This is a genomic window from Shewanella dokdonensis (genome assembly GCF_018394335.1).
In the GTDB taxonomy this organism is placed as follows: domain Bacteria; phylum Pseudomonadota; class Gammaproteobacteria; order Enterobacterales; family Shewanellaceae; genus Shewanella; species Shewanella dokdonensis.
On record NZ_CP074572.1, the window covers coordinates 3,286,939 to 3,302,103 of the forward strand.

12 protein-coding genes and 7 tRNA genes are annotated in these 15,165 nt (G+C 50.3%); 13 read left to right on the plus strand and 6 right to left on the minus strand.

Translation table 11 applies throughout. The annotated features are described in order from the left end of the window. Positions 1-9: 9 nt before the first annotated feature. The 9 genes from KHX94_RS15810 (at position 10) to KHX94_RS15850 (ending at position 2,450) form a co-directional block, all read left to right on the plus strand. On the plus strand, positions 10-1,221 hold the full coding sequence (locus tag KHX94_RS15810; RefSeq protein ID WP_213681357.1) for an aspartate kinase: 1,212 nt from the start codon (positions 10-12) through the stop codon (positions 1,219-1,221). A 113-nt stretch (positions 1,222-1,334) separates the two neighbouring features. Then, entirely contained in the window at positions 1,335-1,532 is a 198-nt protein-coding gene (gene csrA / locus KHX94_RS15815; protein WP_133039664.1) for a carbon storage regulator CsrA, read from the plus strand. A 209-nt stretch (positions 1,533-1,741) separates the two neighbouring features. Next, a tRNA-Ser gene (locus tag KHX94_RS15820) sits at positions 1,742-1,833 on the plus strand. A gap of 17 nt (positions 1,834-1,850) precedes the next feature. Continuing rightward, positions 1,851-1,927, plus strand: a tRNA-Arg gene (locus KHX94_RS15825). A gap of 31 nt (positions 1,928-1,958) precedes the next feature. Further along, positions 1,959-2,035 (plus strand) — tRNA-Arg (locus tag KHX94_RS15830). 26 nt (positions 2,036-2,061) lie between these two features. Then, positions 2,062-2,138 (plus strand) — tRNA-Arg (locus KHX94_RS15835). A gap of 39 nt (positions 2,139-2,177) precedes the next feature. Continuing rightward, positions 2,178-2,254 (plus strand) — tRNA-Arg (locus KHX94_RS15840). 22 nt (positions 2,255-2,276) lie between these two features. After that, positions 2,277-2,353, plus strand: a tRNA-Arg gene (locus KHX94_RS15845). Positions 2,354-2,358: 5 nt separating this feature from the next. Beyond that, positions 2,359-2,450: transfer RNA gene (locus KHX94_RS15850), tRNA-Ser, on the plus strand. 67 nt (positions 2,451-2,517) lie between these two features. On the opposite strand, the gene KHX94_RS15855 is transcribed toward KHX94_RS15850, so the two are convergent. Continuing rightward, positions 2,518-2,685, minus strand: coding sequence for a hypothetical protein (locus tag KHX94_RS15855; RefSeq protein WP_213681358.1), 168 nt, complete (start codon positions 2,683-2,685; stop codon positions 2,518-2,520). A gap of 100 nt (positions 2,686-2,785) precedes the next feature. Next, the gene (locus KHX94_RS15860) at positions 2,786-4,030 is read right to left on the minus strand and encodes a dicarboxylate/amino acid:cation symporter (RefSeq protein WP_213681359.1); all 1,245 of its coding nucleotides are present in this window, start codon (positions 4,028-4,030) and stop codon (positions 2,786-2,788) included. A 432-nt stretch (positions 4,031-4,462) separates the two neighbouring features. Between KHX94_RS15860 and KHX94_RS15865 the strand changes: the two genes are divergently transcribed. The 4 genes from KHX94_RS15865 (at position 4,463) to KHX94_RS15880 (ending at position 10,332) form a co-directional block, all read left to right on the plus strand. Next, the gene (locus KHX94_RS15865; RefSeq protein ID WP_213681360.1) at positions 4,463-7,324 is read left to right on the plus strand and encodes a M16 family metallopeptidase; all 2,862 of its coding nucleotides are present in this window, start codon (positions 4,463-4,465) and stop codon (positions 7,322-7,324) included. 260 nt (positions 7,325-7,584) lie between these two features. Next, positions 7,585-9,180 carry a glutamate--cysteine ligase gene (gene gshA / locus KHX94_RS15870; RefSeq protein ID WP_213681361.1) on the plus strand — a complete coding sequence of 532 codons (1,596 nt, stop codon included), beginning with the start codon at positions 7,585-7,587 and terminating at the stop codon, positions 9,178-9,180. Continuing rightward, a complete protein-coding gene (locus tag KHX94_RS15875; protein ID WP_244859196.1) occupies positions 9,177-9,605 on the plus strand; it encodes a hypothetical protein in 429 nt (142 codons plus the stop codon). Before gshA ends, KHX94_RS15875 begins: the two co-directional genes overlap by 4 nt. A 97-nt stretch (positions 9,606-9,702) precedes the next feature. Further along, positions 9,703-10,332: a transglycosylase SLT domain-containing protein gene (locus tag KHX94_RS15880; protein ID WP_425314020.1), complete on the plus strand. Its 630-nt coding sequence runs from the start codon at positions 9,703-9,705 to the stop codon at positions 10,330-10,332. Here the strand turns inward: KHX94_RS15880 and KHX94_RS15885 are convergent. The 4 genes from KHX94_RS15885 to dauA form a co-directional block, all read right to left on the minus strand. Continuing rightward, positions 10,309-11,505 carry a diguanylate cyclase domain-containing protein gene (locus tag KHX94_RS15885; protein ID WP_213681362.1) on the minus strand — a complete coding sequence of 399 codons (1,197 nt, stop codon included), beginning with the start codon at positions 11,503-11,505 and terminating at the stop codon, positions 10,309-10,311. The genes KHX94_RS15880 and KHX94_RS15885 overlap by 24 nt on opposite strands. A gap of 26 nt (positions 11,506-11,531) precedes the next feature. Beyond that, a complete protein-coding gene (gene purK / locus KHX94_RS15890) occupies positions 11,532-12,620 on the minus strand; it encodes a 5-(carboxyamino)imidazole ribonucleotide synthase (RefSeq protein ID WP_213681363.1) in 1,089 nt (362 codons plus the stop codon). Positions 12,621-12,625: 5 nt separating this feature from the next. After that, the gene (purE, locus tag KHX94_RS15895; protein ID WP_213683485.1) at positions 12,626-13,117 is read right to left on the minus strand and encodes a 5-(carboxyamino)imidazole ribonucleotide mutase; all 492 of its coding nucleotides are present in this window, start codon (positions 13,115-13,117) and stop codon (positions 12,626-12,628) included. A 230-nt stretch (positions 13,118-13,347) separates the two neighbouring features. Further along, positions 13,348-15,090: a C4-dicarboxylic acid transporter DauA gene (gene dauA, locus KHX94_RS15900; protein ID WP_213681364.1), complete on the minus strand. Its 1,743-nt coding sequence runs from the start codon at positions 15,088-15,090 to the stop codon at positions 13,348-13,350. Positions 15,091-15,165: the final 75 nt, after the last annotated feature.

A 15,165-nucleotide genomic window follows, 5' to 3' on the forward strand; every position in this document is an offset into this window, starting at 1 on the left:
GAGGTTTCTGTGACAACAGCAGTAACGCGCCGTGAACCACGGTTGTATGTCAAAAAGTTCGGTGGCACATCACTAGGTTCATTGGCGCGTATTGAGGCTGTCGCTGAAAAGCTCACCGAGGCACATCGCCTTGGTGAGCAGCAAGTGGTTGTTTGTTCGGCGATGGCCGGAGAAACTAACCGCTTGTATACTCTGGCTCAGCAGTTGGATCGCAACGCCTCGCCTCGTGAACTTGATATGTTGGCCAGCACGGGCGAGCAGGTGAGCATTGCTTTACTGGCTATCGCCTTGCAGAAACGTGGCATTAATGCCCGTTCGTTGCTAGCAGCGCAAATCCCCATTCATACCTCTGAAAATCATGGCTCTGCGGCAATTGAGCAGGTAGATCCCCGTTACCTACAACAGTTACTCCAAGCGGGAATCGTCCCGGTAATTGCTGGGTTCCAAGGTATCAATGCCAGTGGTGATATCACGACTCTTGGCCGAGGTGGCTCAGATACCTCCGCCGTAGCACTCGCGGCAGCATTACAGGCCGATGAATGTCAGATTTTTACGGATGTCGATGGCGTATTTACCACTGATCCTGCCATAGAGCCTGCGGCCAGAAGACTGAACGCTATTCGTTTTAACGAAATGTTGGCGCTGGCGCAAAACGGTGCCAAGGTGTTACATCCAGACTCAGTGGCTACGGCTCAACGCTGTCGTGTCCCGCTTCGTGTGCTTTCCAGTTTTACTCAAGGCTGTGGCACGCTGATTGTGGAAGATTTGCCATCATCTGCTGCTATTGTGGGCATTGCTATTGCCCATCATCAAGCATTGCTGACTAAAGCTGTTGAGGCCGTAAATCACACATTTCGTCATCAAATGCAGCAGCTATTGCAGCATTGTGATATTGCTTTTGAGTCTAGTGCTACAACAACGGACGTTTGGTTTGTGGTGGGGCAACAACATATCCCACTACTGCTTACCGCTATGGAACGACAACCAGAGCGGATCCCGATAAATTGTCAATCATCACTGACCAAACTGTCGCTGGTGGGGAATGTAACATCTTCTTTTACTTCGATAAGCAAGGCGTTGGCGCAGATGTTGGATGGCGAAGGTATCAATGTTAAGCTGTCCCACTGGTCAGCTGCCACTTTGTCAGTATGGGTCGATGAGGCAAATGCAGACAGGGCTGTTCGCGTGTTGCATCACGGTTTTGGGCTAAATAAGGTGTAGTAAAATAAGGGTTTTAGTATTGAATACTATTATTTTGTACTAAGCTCACCTTATAATAGATACCAGAACGGATAAGCGCCGTAATAAGATATGGATAATAGAGGAGCAATCTAATGCTGATTTTGACTCGTCGTGTTGGCGAAACACTGATGATTGGTGACGAGGTCACAGTTACTGTACTGGGGGTGAAAGGCAATCAGGTGCGTATCGGCGTGAATGCGCCTAAAGAGGTCTCTGTGCATCGCGAAGAGATTTATCAACGCATCCAGTCTGAAAAAAGCGGTTCTTCCTCAGAAGGCGGCGACTATTGATCCTATGGTGATGGATCAACCGTATGAACTCTGAAGAGCCAGCCTAAAACGCTGGCTTTTTTATTGAGTCGATTTATAAAAAGCCTTGTTTTTGGCGGTGTTGCGGCCTAATTGTTCGATATGATTAAAAACAGGGCAAACAGTTTACCTTTCCCAAAAAGCGTTTGACTTATTTTCTTCAAACAGTAATATGTGCGCCAAGAAAAAGTGGAGAGGTGGCCGAGTGGCCGAAGGCGCTCCCCTGCTAAGGGAGTATGGGCTTTAACTCCCATCGAGGGTTCGAATCCCTCCTTCTCCGCCATTTTCTTAACGAAAACTGCGCATGTAGCTCAGCTGGATAGAGTACCTGGCTACGAACCAGGTGGTCGGAGGTTCGACTCCTTCCATGCGCACCATTTTCGTTGATAGCAGTAAAGAATACGTTTTGCGCATGTAGCTCAGCTGGATAGAGTACCTGGCTACGAACCAGGTGGTCGGAGGTTCGACTCCTTCCATGCGCACCATTCTGCTTTAATTCCCATTGTTCCATGCGCATGTAGCTCAGCTGGATAGAGTACCTGGCTACGAACCAGGTGGTCGGAGGTTCGACTCCTTCCATGCGCACCATTGGAAATTATCGCCTGCACTTATCTGACAATTGTAACTGCGCATGTAGCTCAGCTGGATAGAGTACCTGGCTACGAACCAGGTGGTCGGAGGTTCGACTCCTTCCATGCGCACCATTGTCCGATTATTTCCAAATACGCGCATGTAGCTCAGCTGGATAGAGTACCTGGCTACGAACCAGGTGGTCGGAGGTTCGACTCCTTCCATGCGCACCATTTGCGGAGAGGTGGCCGAGTGGCCGAAGGCGCTCCCCTGCTAAGGGAGTATGGGCTTTAACTCCCATCGAGGGTTCGAATCCCTCCTTCTCCGCCATTCTTCTTGCTGCCAGTTTACATCATCACGTCAAAACTACTCGCTTCAGTGCCCTATGGTTTGCAAACTAGGCGGTCAGCCAGATAGCAAACGCCAGCAAACAGATCACCACAGCACTAACACCGATGATCCACACAAACCCCTTAGCGCCCTGAGATAACGGAATACCGTTATAGCGCAGGAATGCCAGCCATAGCAGCGATAGAATAATTGGCAGAAATAAGAAACGGCCCATAAGCAAAAGACTCCTGGCAAGCATGTGTGGCTAATCATAGCGGCAGTTACGGATAAGCAAAAGGCCGCATGCGCGGCCCTTTGTGGCAGCATAATTTAATCTACACGGTTTCAACATCGCTAGCGTTGCTGTAGAACTTTTCGGTATTCACTTCGTTTTCAGATTTTCCTACCACCACTGCGGTCATCATATCACCGGTAATATTGGTACAGGTGCGGATCATATCTATCACCCGGTCAATGGCGGCAATATAGGCAATCCCTTCCAGTGGTAAACCGATAACGCCCAAAGTGACTGTTAACATCACCATAGCGCTGCCGGGAACTCCGGCTGTTCCGACGGAGGCGATAGTCGCGGTTACGGCAATCAGCACGTAATCTGTCATGTCCAAAGGAATGCCGTAAATCTGGGCGATGAAAATAGAGGCAATTGCCGGGTAGATACCACCACAGCCGTCCATATTCATGGTGGCACCTAACGGTAACACGAAAGCACTGTAGCGTTCGGAGACGCCCATTGCCTGCGCACAGCGCGTGGTGACGGGCAAGGTTCCGTAACTGGATGCGGTACTAAAGGCGACCAATTGTGCGGGCATAGCCTTGCGGAAAAATTGCCAAGGGCTTAAGCCTGCTGCAAATTTCACCAACCCACCATAAACACAGATGATATGCAGCAGCGCGGCAATATAGATAGCCAGAATGAATTTTGCGAGCGGTGCCAAACTGCTGATGCCATATTTACCGACCACCCAGGCCATCAGGCCGAACACCCCAATAGGTGTGAGTTTCATTACTAATCGCGTCAGTTGGAACATCACTTCTGCGCCAGCATGAATGGCTGCTTGCAGAGGCTTGGCTTTTTCGCCGACCATGTTGATGGCTATACCCACCAGCGCCGCAAAAACAATAATCTGTAATACCTTGCCCTGTGCTAACGATTCAAATGGATTGAGTGGGATCATGTCGAGTAGCACTTGTGCAAAGCCGGGAATATTGCGCTCCCTCACTTCTGTGGTTGCCAGTTCAATGGTGCCACCCATATCAATGAGACTTCCAACGGCTAGCCCTATCAGTGATGCCAGTGTCCCCGTCAACATAAACATGCCAAGGGTTTTGATGCTCAGTCGTTTTAGTCCCACTTCACTGCCCAACGCAGTAATGCTGGAGACAATGGCACAGAACACCAAGGGGGCAACCAACATTGTAATTGCTTTAATGAACAGATCACCCAAGGGTTTCAGTACCGTTGCTTTATCCCCGAGGATCACCCCTAGCAAAGCACCAAGTACAAAGCCAGTAATAACCTTTTGCCAGAAAGGGATACGTTTATAGTTTTGCCAAATCATGAGATTTCCAGAGTTGTAGGCCGTTTTCGGTCAGTTTTCACCAATATCACTACCATGTAGGCATACCCAACATGGTTTAGGCAGGATTGTAATCCTTAGCGATTAAGTCGGGATAAAACCTTTTCTTATAGCTTATGGTGATATTAAAGATAGTTTTAATGAGTTAAAAGCTTTGTTTTTTGTTACTCATGTCAACATTTTACGCCGTAACTCTGCTAGAAGGCTAACCTTTGATAATTTGTTGCCGTCATGCGCTGGCAATCAAGCGTACGTGGCGGGATGCCTAGCGCGGTAAGATGTGTGTCGGTGAAACTTTATTTTACAAATTACACTCTTAAGTTCAGTCCCCATCTAAGGGTAGTCTTAGCAGCAGTATAGTGTCAGTCTGGGGACTGAGGATCAGGACCAATATTAAAGGTTAAGGAGTAATAGATGAAAAAATGGTTATTGGCAGTAGCTGTTTCGGCGGCATTAGCTGGATGTGCCGCAGAAAAAGCGCCAGAACCGGTAGCTGCTACTGCCGCGGCCCAACTGCCAGCGGGCGTCACGCTGGTAGAGTCTTATACCCCTAAAACGGGTGAGATAGGCATTCCCTACAAAAAATATCTTTTAGCTAACGGATTAACCGTATTGCTGCATGAAGATCATTCAGATCCCTTGGTAAAAGTGGACGTAACATATCATGTTGGCTCAGATCGGGAGCATCCTGGGCGTACCGGCTTTGCTCATCTGTTTGAACATATGATGTTTCAAGGTTCCGAACATGTTGCTGATGAGCAGCATTTTAAAGTGGTGACTGAAGCCGGTGGTGAGCTGAACGGAACCACCAATAGTGACCGTACCAACTATTTTGAAACTGTACCCAGCAACCAGCTGGAGAAAATGTTGTGGCTTGAATCTGATCGCATGGGCTTTTTATTGCCCGCACTGACCGATGAGAAATTTGAGGTGCAACGCGCAACAGTCAAAAATGAACGAGCACAGCGCGTTGATAATCGTCCTTATGGGCGGATGGATGAACAGTTTCAACAGGCATTTTACCCCAAAGGTCATCCTTACAGTTGGCCCGTGATTGGCTGGCCAGCAGATCTTGATCGCGCAACGACGCAAGATGTAAAAGATTTCTTCCGTCGTTGGTATGGCCCGAATAACGCTACCTTGACCATAGGTGGTGATATTGATGCCACACAAACACTGAGTTGGGTTAACAAATACTTTGGTGACATTCCCCGTGGTCCCGCAGTGACACCGCTGGATAAGCCATTGGTCAAATTGGATAAAACACGTTACGTGTCGATGGAAGATAATATCCATCTCCCTTTGCTGCAGGTTGGGTTCCCAACGGTATACGCGCGCCATAAAGATGAAGCGCCACTGGATCTGTTAGCCAATATTCTGGGCGGCGGTCAAACCTCCATCATTTACAAAAATCTGGTGAAAGACGGTTATGCCGTGCAAGCTGGCGCGAGTCATCCATGTCAGGAACTGGCCTGCCAACTAACCTTCTTTGCCTTGGCAAATCCAGCCAAAGGCGCATCGCTGACACCGATTGAAAAACTGATCCGTCAGTCAATCGATGAATTTGAAACCCGTGGCGTCACCGATGAAGATTTACAGAAGGTGAAAATTCAGTTCCGGGCGAATGCGATTTTCTCACTGCAGAGCGTCTCTGGTAAGGTGGCTTCGCTGGCCGCTAATCAGACCTTCACTGGTCATCCCGACCAGATTGGCAACGATTTGGCACGTTATGAGGCAGTGACCAAAGACGACGTTATGCGGGTGTTCCATGAGTATGTCAAAGGCAAGCCTTCAGTGGTGATGAGTGTTGTACCCAAGGGCGGAGCCGCCTTGGTCGCTGCGCCTGATAACTATACGCCACCCGCGCCAGCAATTGCCAAGCAAGCGGTAACTGGGTTGACTGCTGTCGCGGCACCTGAGCACAGTAGCTTTGACCGTAACCTGATGCCGCCAGCCGCGAAAGCCCCTGTGCTGAAAGTACCAAAACTTTGGGACGCAAAACTGGCAGATAATATTGCCGTGATGGGAACACAAAGCACTGAAACGCCGACGACAGAAATCATTATCTATCTGAATGGCGGCCATCGACTGGAACCGCTGCAAAAATCGGGCTTGGCCTCACTGACCGCCGATATGCTCAACGAATCCAGTGCCCAGCATAGCAGTGAAGAACTGGCACAGGCGTTGGAGCTGTTAGGTTCTAGCGTGAGCTTTAGTGCTAGCGATTACCAAAGTGTGGTGAGGGTGACTTCGCTGACTGAAAATCTGGATAAAACCCTGGCAATTGTTAAAGAACGTCTGTTAACACCAGGTTTTAACGCGGCAGATTTCAATCGGGTGAAGCAGCAGACACTGCAAATGCTGGAACATATGGTGTCTGACCCTAATTATCTGGCCACTGAAGGCTTCTCCAAGCTGTTATTTGGCAGTGACAACAGTTTAGGGATCAGTAGTGGCGGCACTTTGCAAACGATTGCCGGGATCACACTTGAGGATGTGAAAGCCTTTTACGCCCAGCAGTATCGTGCTGGTAATGCGCAAATGGTAACGGTAACCGATCTGCCCAAGGCACAACTGCTGGAAAAACTACAGCCGCTGACCAGTTGGCAGGGCGGTGCGACACCATTGCCGGTGGCCGGTAAATTACCGGCGGGTAATCCTGGTGTGGTGTTCTTCATTGACAAACCCGGTGCGGCACAATCGGTGATCAGCATAGGTAAACGGGCTTTGCCTTATGACGCTACCGGTGATTTCTTCAAAACTTATCTGATGAACTACCCGTTAGGGGGCGCATTTAACAGCCGGATTAACCTTAATCTTCGCGAAGATAAAGGCTATACCTATGGTGCTCGCAGTTTCTTTGCGGGAGGTAGCGAACAAGGCTACTTTAAGGCAACTGCCAGTGTGCGCAGTGACGTGACAGATAAAGCGCTGGCGGAGTTTATGAAGGAGATTACTCGTTATCATCAGAGCGGTATGACGGCAGAGGAACAGGCCTTTATGCGTGCTTCAATCAGCCAAGGCAAAGCTTTGGACTATGAAACACCTTATCAAAAAGCCGGTTTTATCCGCATGATCCAGAAATACCATCTGGCACATGATTTTACCGATGAACAGGATAAAATTGTCTCTCAAATCGGTTTGGAACAGCTGAATAAGCTGGCAAAACAGTGGCTTGACCCAGCAACCATGCAGATTTTGGTTGTAGGTGATGAAGCGTCCGTTGCGCCAGGATTAAAGGCGATGGGCTACAAGGTAGTCAATCTGCCCTTGTAATCGCTTAAGTACATCCCCATATCTGTCACACCAGCCAAGAGGGTGGTCAGATATCCAACAGAGCGGTGGCTGCCTTTCGCGGTCACCGCTCTGTGTCGTATAATTGCGCTTGCCTGACGGCCCTTTAGGCCTTATGTTGGGCAGCATCTTACAAGCAGCACCGGAATGTCCGTTGGGACCGGAAGCTAAAACTCCGGGGACTCGGGTGTCTCGGCCATAACAGTTTATCTGTTGTGACCGCCGGAAAAGAGATAATCAATTTGAAGCCATTTAGCGAAACACTAGCGCTGCTTGCCAGTGCAGAAGGCCGTTCTGCGCTGCTGGGAATGCGGCGTGGAATTGAACGCGAAACCCTGCGTATTGACTCAAACAATCAACTGGCGATGGATCCGCATCCCGTGGCATTAGGTGCCGCGTTGACGCATTCGCGGATCACCACCGACTACAGTGAAGCGCTGCTTGAGTTTATTACCCCGGTTTCGGGTGACATTGACGACATGCTCAAAGGGCTCACCGAGACCCACGCATTTGCACTGCGTCATCTGAATGGCCAGAAATTGTGGCCAGTGAGCATGCCTTGTTATGTCGGTGATGAGCGCAAAATCCCCATCGCTTATTACGGTACTTCCAACAACGGGCGGATGAAGAGTCTTTACCGTAAAGGGCTGACGGCGCGTTATGGGGCGCTGATGCAGATTATTGCCGGTGTGCATTTTAACTTCTCGGTTTCTGAAAAACTATGGCAGTTGTTATACGAGCAAAGTGATAAACAGCAGTCGCTGTGTGATTTTAAATCTGCTACCTATTTCGGCCTTATCCGCAATTATCGGCATTTGGTGTGGGTACTTCCTTACCTGTTTGGGGCATCGCCCGCGTTATGTGGCTCATTTATTAAAGGGCAGCAAACCTCATTGGCGTTTGAGACACTGGGGCAAGGCACGCTGTATTTACCTTATGCGACCTCGTTGCGGATGAGTGACTTAGGCTACACCAATAAAGAGCAGGAACAGCTGTCCATCAGTTATAACTCATTAAAGGCTTATCTGGATGGTATTCGGGCAGCGATTAAAATGCCATCGCGCAAATTTGCGGGAATTGGGGTTAAGGTGGACGGTGAATACCGCCAGCTAAATGCCAATATTTTGCAGATTGAAAATGAATTTTATGCCCCCATCCGTGCCAAGCGTGTTACCGATGAGGGCGAAAAACCTTCCGATGCACTGGCTCGCGCTGGCGTGGAATACATTGAAGTGCGAGCGCTGGATGTTAATCCATTTAGTCCCATTGGTGTTGAAGCCTCGCAGTTAAGATTGCTGGATCTGTTACTGCTGTATTGTTTGTTGTCACCATCGCCCATCACCGATGATGCTGGTGAAAAAGAGATAGCCGCTAACCTGAAGGCGGTAGTGCTGGAAGGCCGTAAACCAGGATTGATGCTGCAACGTCAAGGGGTGGCTATCAGCCGCTTGCAGTGGATGCAGGAGTTGTTTGCCCAGTTGCAACAGATTGCCGTGTTGCTTGATGGCAGCGATAGCCAGCAATATCAGGCAGCGCTGGCCTACTGGCAGCAAGCGGTAATCGATCCAGATAAAACCTTGTCTGGACGGGTTTTAGCTAATCTGACCACCAGTTGTCAGTCACACGGGGCTTGGGTTAAGGGCCTGGCTGAACAATATCGCCAGCAGTTGTTGGATTATCCGCTGAGTGATGCTACTACTGCCGCATTTGCTGCAGAAGCAGCAGCGTCCATTGCCAAACAGCAACAGATGGAACAAGACGATAAACTCAGTTTCGATGACTTTTTGGCACAATATTTTGGTAGCGTCACCACTTCGAAGGATGTGCAGTTAACGTGAAATATTTGTGGGTAATCAGTGCGTTGCCGTTGATAATGCTCAACGGCTGCGCTTCTTCACCGGATGATGCAACCGCCTGTGGCTTAGTGTCTACCTATGCCGAACCCGTGCCAACTCAGGGTTTCTACCGACTGGTGGTAACCCATGTTGACGGCAAACCGGTTATTTCCAAACCTAACTATCAGTTGCGGCCTGGGGAGCATACGTTCCGGGTCTCTGAACTTATCGATTCGCCTGAATTAAAGGTGCGACTGGCGGCGAGGGTACCGAAAGATATAAAGATTGAGGTGCAAGCGGAACAGCGCTACCAACTCGCGGCAAAATTCAATACCGACCGTCAATACAGTGGTGACGATACTGGCTATTGGCAGCCGCAGATCCTTTCTCAAGCAAGTGCTGAATGCGAACTGCCCGTCGATAATTGATTTTCAGGGTTGCAATCCTCTGATAATTCAGGCGAAACTAACATCCGTGTTTTTATGGAAGTGGCTATGCTGCTTCCTAAATTGATGGATAGTGCCTGTGTCTGACTTCCGTATCTTATGCCGCTGGCTGCTGCTAGCATTGACCACATCGCTCATGGCGGGGTGTGCCGCCTCACCACCGAAAAATCCAGATAATATCTGTGCCATCTTTAAGGAACATCGTTCCTGGTACGATGCGGCCGTCGATGCGCGCGATAAATGGGGCGTTCCGGTACATGTTCCCTTGGCGATGATGTATCAAGAAAGTTCCTTTAAGCACGATGCGGCTCCGCCAATGGAGTATTTCCTTGGATTTATCCCGATTGGTCGTGCCAGCGATGCCTATGGTTATGCGCAGGCTAAAACCATGACCTGGGATGACTATGTCCGCGAAACGGGCAACAGTTGGTCAAGCCGCAGTGATTTTGATGATGCCATGGATTTTATGGGGTGGTTTATTTATAAAACGCATAAAATCAATGGCGTCTCTAAGTGGGATGCGAAAAAACTCTACCTCAATTATCACGAAGGGTGGGGCGGCTATAAGCGTGGCAGCTATCGGAGCAAACGCTGGTTGATTAAGGTGTCTGATAAGGTTGGCGCTAGAGCTAAACGTTATGCCGCGCAGTATCGCGGTTGTAAAGATGATCTTGATTCCTCTTGGCTATGGCGCCTGTTTTTCGGCTGATGTCTGCCCGTGGTTATTATGTTGGTGGTCGAGCGCTTGTGTGGCCAAATCCAGGCTTTCTGCTACATTGCCATTAAACGGCACCAAGGCACTGCTGAAATAAACACCGGGTTGCTGCATGGCAAAATCGCTACGCACTTGCTGTAACCAACTGGTCAATTGTGCGGGTTCCCCGTAACACAAAAGTGCAAATTTATCGCCATTTAAACGGCTCATTAAGGCTGTTGCTGGCCATTGTTGTTGCAGCAGTTGCGCCAGTTGCCGCAATACCTCATCTCCATGATCATGACCGTGTTGCTCATTGATACGTTTTAAGTCATCAATGTCCAACAGCAGCAGATAGCTGGACAGTTGCTGTCGTAGCGGCCACTGGGCTGCTTGCTGCTCGAAATAATTGCGATTCATCAGCTTGGTTAGCAGGTCATAACTGGTCAGTTGATGGATTTGCTGTGACTTTTGATACAAGGCGATGGCGTTTGCCGCCTCTTTTGACAACAGCTCGATGACGCTGGCATCGTAAGCGTTGAAACTGTCGGGGGCGCTACTGTCGAGATTCAGCAACCCGTATAGTTTCCCTTCAATATAAATCGGGCTGGAGAGGGTGGCGCGAATGTGCTGCCCACCAAACAGCTGCCGGGCTATCTGATCATCAGTATCATCGGTATCATTGATGGTGATGACCCGGTCACAGCGCCCACCCGTCAAGCGGTACTGAAAGGTCTGCGGTAATTGCATATTGAGTTGTTGTAGCGTTTTTAACTGCTGCCCATAAGCTGCTGCAAAATGCAATTTGCGCTCATGGCCTTGGATTAAAATGATCGACCCCAGTTCAGCGCCTTCGACCAAGGCTACCGCTTTGTTAAGAAATGCCTGTAGAAATGCGCTTTCTGAGTCGCACTGTGCCGGCAATGCCAGTAATTCGCTGGTGGCGTCATTCAGCTCCTGCAGTTGTTGCAGTTGCTGCTGCAGCCGATTGAACTGCCCTTGATACAAAAAATATCCCAGCGTTGTGGCAAGGATAAATACCGTACATACACCAACCAGCAGCCAAGAGAGATGCTGCCCGCTGCTGAACGCCCAAAATAGCAGTGAGAACAGCAGTAATGGCACGACCAGCAACCACCAGAGGAAGCCGGTTTTCACCAGAGGTCTAAAGCTGGATAATGGTGTCAATACTGCAGTCCTGTCGCATAAATGGCTCAGACTCCGGCGTGAAAAAACTCCGCCAGGATCCACTCCAGTGGTGCCTGGTACTGCGGTGGCATCCACGTTTTCAGTTGTTGTATGCTGTCTGATAGTTGCATGCGGTTATGCACTGACAAATTCAGATGACCTACCTTGCGGCCAGGTCGTACTTCCTTGTTGTACCAGAAAAGTTCTGCGTTGGGCAGACTCAGCCAGCGATCATCTCGGTTAATGCCAATCAGATTGACCATCACACACTGAAAATTCACTTGTGGTCTATGCATAGGTAAGTTGCATAAGGCTCGCAGGTGCAGCTGGAACTGGTCGATATGGCAGCCCGCTTGGGTCCAGTGGCCGGAGTTATGTACCCGTGGAGCCAGCTCGTTTACCAGTAACTTGTCGCCAAGGCGGAAGCATTCCATCGCCATCACGCCCACATAGTTGAGTCCTTGCATTATGGTACTCAACATTTGTTCAGCTTGTGCTTGTAGCGGTGCTAACCGCGACAATGGGGCAATGGATGCCATCAAGATGCCATCCTGATGCAGATTCAGTGTCAGCGGATAAAAATAACATTTACCATCCTGAGCCCGTGCCCCAACCAAAGAGACTTCTTCATCAAAATCGATGCCTTGCTCGGCAATAGCAAGGTTACGCCAGTCGTCAGGAATGGCAGTTTGTTCCGCCTGTTTCAACCAATGCTGACCACGGCCATCGTAACCACCGGTACGCCGTTTGAGCAGTACCCGCGCGCCGTAATGCGCATGCAGCTCTGCACTGGTGCTGTAGTTGTCGACCAGTTCCCAAGGCGCGGTGGCAACCTGTAGTTGATCCAGCAGTGTTTTTTGCGTGAAACGATCCGCTAATTGACCAAATACTGGGCCATTGATGAAATTCTGATGTGTTGACAGTTGCAGGCTTAATGCAGATTCCGGCCACTGTTCCCGTTCGGCGGTAATAATGTCATCGGCGGCCAGCGGCAATTGTTCATCGGTGGGCTGCATGATATCGATTGGCCTAACATCTAGCGCCAGCGGTTTGCCTGCATGTGCCAGCATGGCACCTAGCTGACCATCGCCCAGTACCCATACTTTACTGCTCATGACGCTTATTCCTCCCGTGGGTCTGGGTGTTCCAGTACGGCTTGTGTTTGCGCATCGCGAAAGGCTTCCAGTCGTGATGCCAACGCTGCGTCATGGGTCGCCAGTATCTGGCAGGCCAACAAACCGGCATTAAAGGCTCCGGCGCTGCCAATGGCCAGCGTACCCACGGCAATCCCTTTGGGCATTTGCACTATGGATAACAGGCTGTCTAAACCATTAAGCGCTTTGCTTTGTACTGGTACGCCCAACACTGGCAACCGGGTCTTGGAGGCCAGCATACCCGGCAGATGTGCTGCGCCACCTGCGCCACCTATGATGACTTTGAAGCCCTTATCAGCCGCACTGGCAGCAAAGGCGATCAGTTTGTCTGGGGTTCGGTGTGCACTGACAACTTCTACGTGATAAGGCACTTTGAGGGCATCCATGATTTCAGCGGCTGCTTCCATGGTGGGCCAATCACTTTTTGACCCCATAACGACAGCAACGAGGGCTTGCATCATAACTCCTTAAACAGCAATTTTTGGTGTGATTTATAAGTCGTAGGGTAAAACAGACCCGGTGCAAGTCTCTGCCCGGGTAATGGTGGCGGCATGATAGCATGGTGAGGTGGTTTTCGCTGCTCTGGTCACAGAAAATTCCGTTCTGTTAAAACGACTGCGCCTCTCCGACAGCGTATTACTTAAATGTAACAAGCCGCGAGAACGCGGCTTGAGCAAGCAGTGACGGGTTAATGCGGCAGCGATAACTGTTCATCCAGTAACTCTTTCATGGATGGATAGAATTTGAGCACACCCGGAATCGGTTGTACTTTGGCTTTGGCTAGCGTGCGGATGGGCTGAAACTGCAGATCGCTAATCAATAAGCGGGTGCCCTCAGCGCGGCATTTGCTGACAAGTTTGTTCAGTGCGGCCAACCCACCAGCATCAAGCATGGAGACACCATCCAGATTTAATACAATGACTTTCTTGTTTTGCGCCATGGTGGCAAGTTCGGCAAATATCCGTTCTGCGGCGGCAAAAAATAACGGGCCGTTGATTTTGAGCACCGCCCAGTCATCAGGCACGCTCTGATCGAGGTAACGTTTGTTGCCCACCAGGTCGTAGAGCCGGGTCATTTCGGCAATTTCCTTCATAAACAACAAAGCTGCCAGCATGATCCCGAAAGAAATGGCCACCACCATATCGAACAGTACCGTCAGTGATAAACAACAGAAAAATACCAGAATGTCGCTACGTGGGGCGGTTTTCACCAAATGTACTGCTTTGGGGGCTTCGCTCATGTTCCAAGCCACCACCATCAATAACGCCGCCATTGCTGCCATTGGCAGGTATGACAATACCCCCGCCAGCACCACTAATCCAAGCAGTACCACAACCGCGTGGATCATCGCCGATACCGGGCTATAGGCGCCGGAACGTACATTGGCGGCGCTGCGGGCAATTGCTGCTGTGGCGGTGATCCCACCAAACAGTGGTGCGATGATGTTACCAATACCTTGACCCAACAGCTCGCTGTTAGCACTGTGACGCTTACCTGTCATACCATCTAACACCACGGCGCACAGCAGCGACTCAATGGCGCCTAGCATGGCGATGGCAAACGCTGACGGCGCTAACGTCCGAATGCTATCCCAGCTCAGTCCTAAGGGCGTACCATCTGGCCCAGGCCGTTGCCACGGCCATTCAAAACCCGGTAGAAAGGGCGGAATACCATTGCCCTGAGAACCATCTGCCAATAAGTAGTGAAACCGACTACCAATGGTTTCGACCTGCCAGCCCAGTTGGCTAAACAGCAATGCCAGCAGACTGCCGACAATAATTGCGGGCAAGTGCGCTGGCAGCGGTAGTTTCAGTTTGGGCCACAACAGCATCACCGCTAAGGTGGCTACCGCAACACTCAAGCTGGGTAGGTCGGTCTGCGGCAGCGCTAATGCCAGCGTTTGTAGCTTGCCGCCGATGTGCTCTGGCATCTCGGCAATCTGTAAGCCGAAAAAATCCTTCAGTTGCAAAATGGCGATGACGATACCGATACCGCCGGTAAACCCCAGCGTCACTGACTGTGGAATGTACTGGATCAGCCGCCCAAGGCGCAGTAGCGCCATGATGATCAGGATAATGCCCGACATCGCTGTTGCCATCAGCAAGCCCGCCAGCCCGTACTGCTGAGCGATGGGATATAGCAACACCACAAATGCAGCGGTTGGCCCGGAAATGGCGTAACGTGAGCCACCACATAGTGCAATAACAAAACCACCAATAATGGAGGTGTATAAACCGTACTGTGGCGGCACACCGCTGGCAATTGCCAGCGCCATCGCCAGCGGAATCGCGATAATGCCAACAGTGATCCCGGCCACCAGATCCTGTAACAGATTGCGGCCGTGATAGCCTTCTTTCGTGATGACTTCTCGCAGGGCATAGCCCAGATGCAGCGAAAATAACTGAGTACGGAAACTGGTTGAATTTGGCACTACGCAAGCTCCTGCGGCTGAGGACTCAAAAAGCGAGCGGCATATTTTAGGGAGCCGCTGAGGGTTCAGATGTGA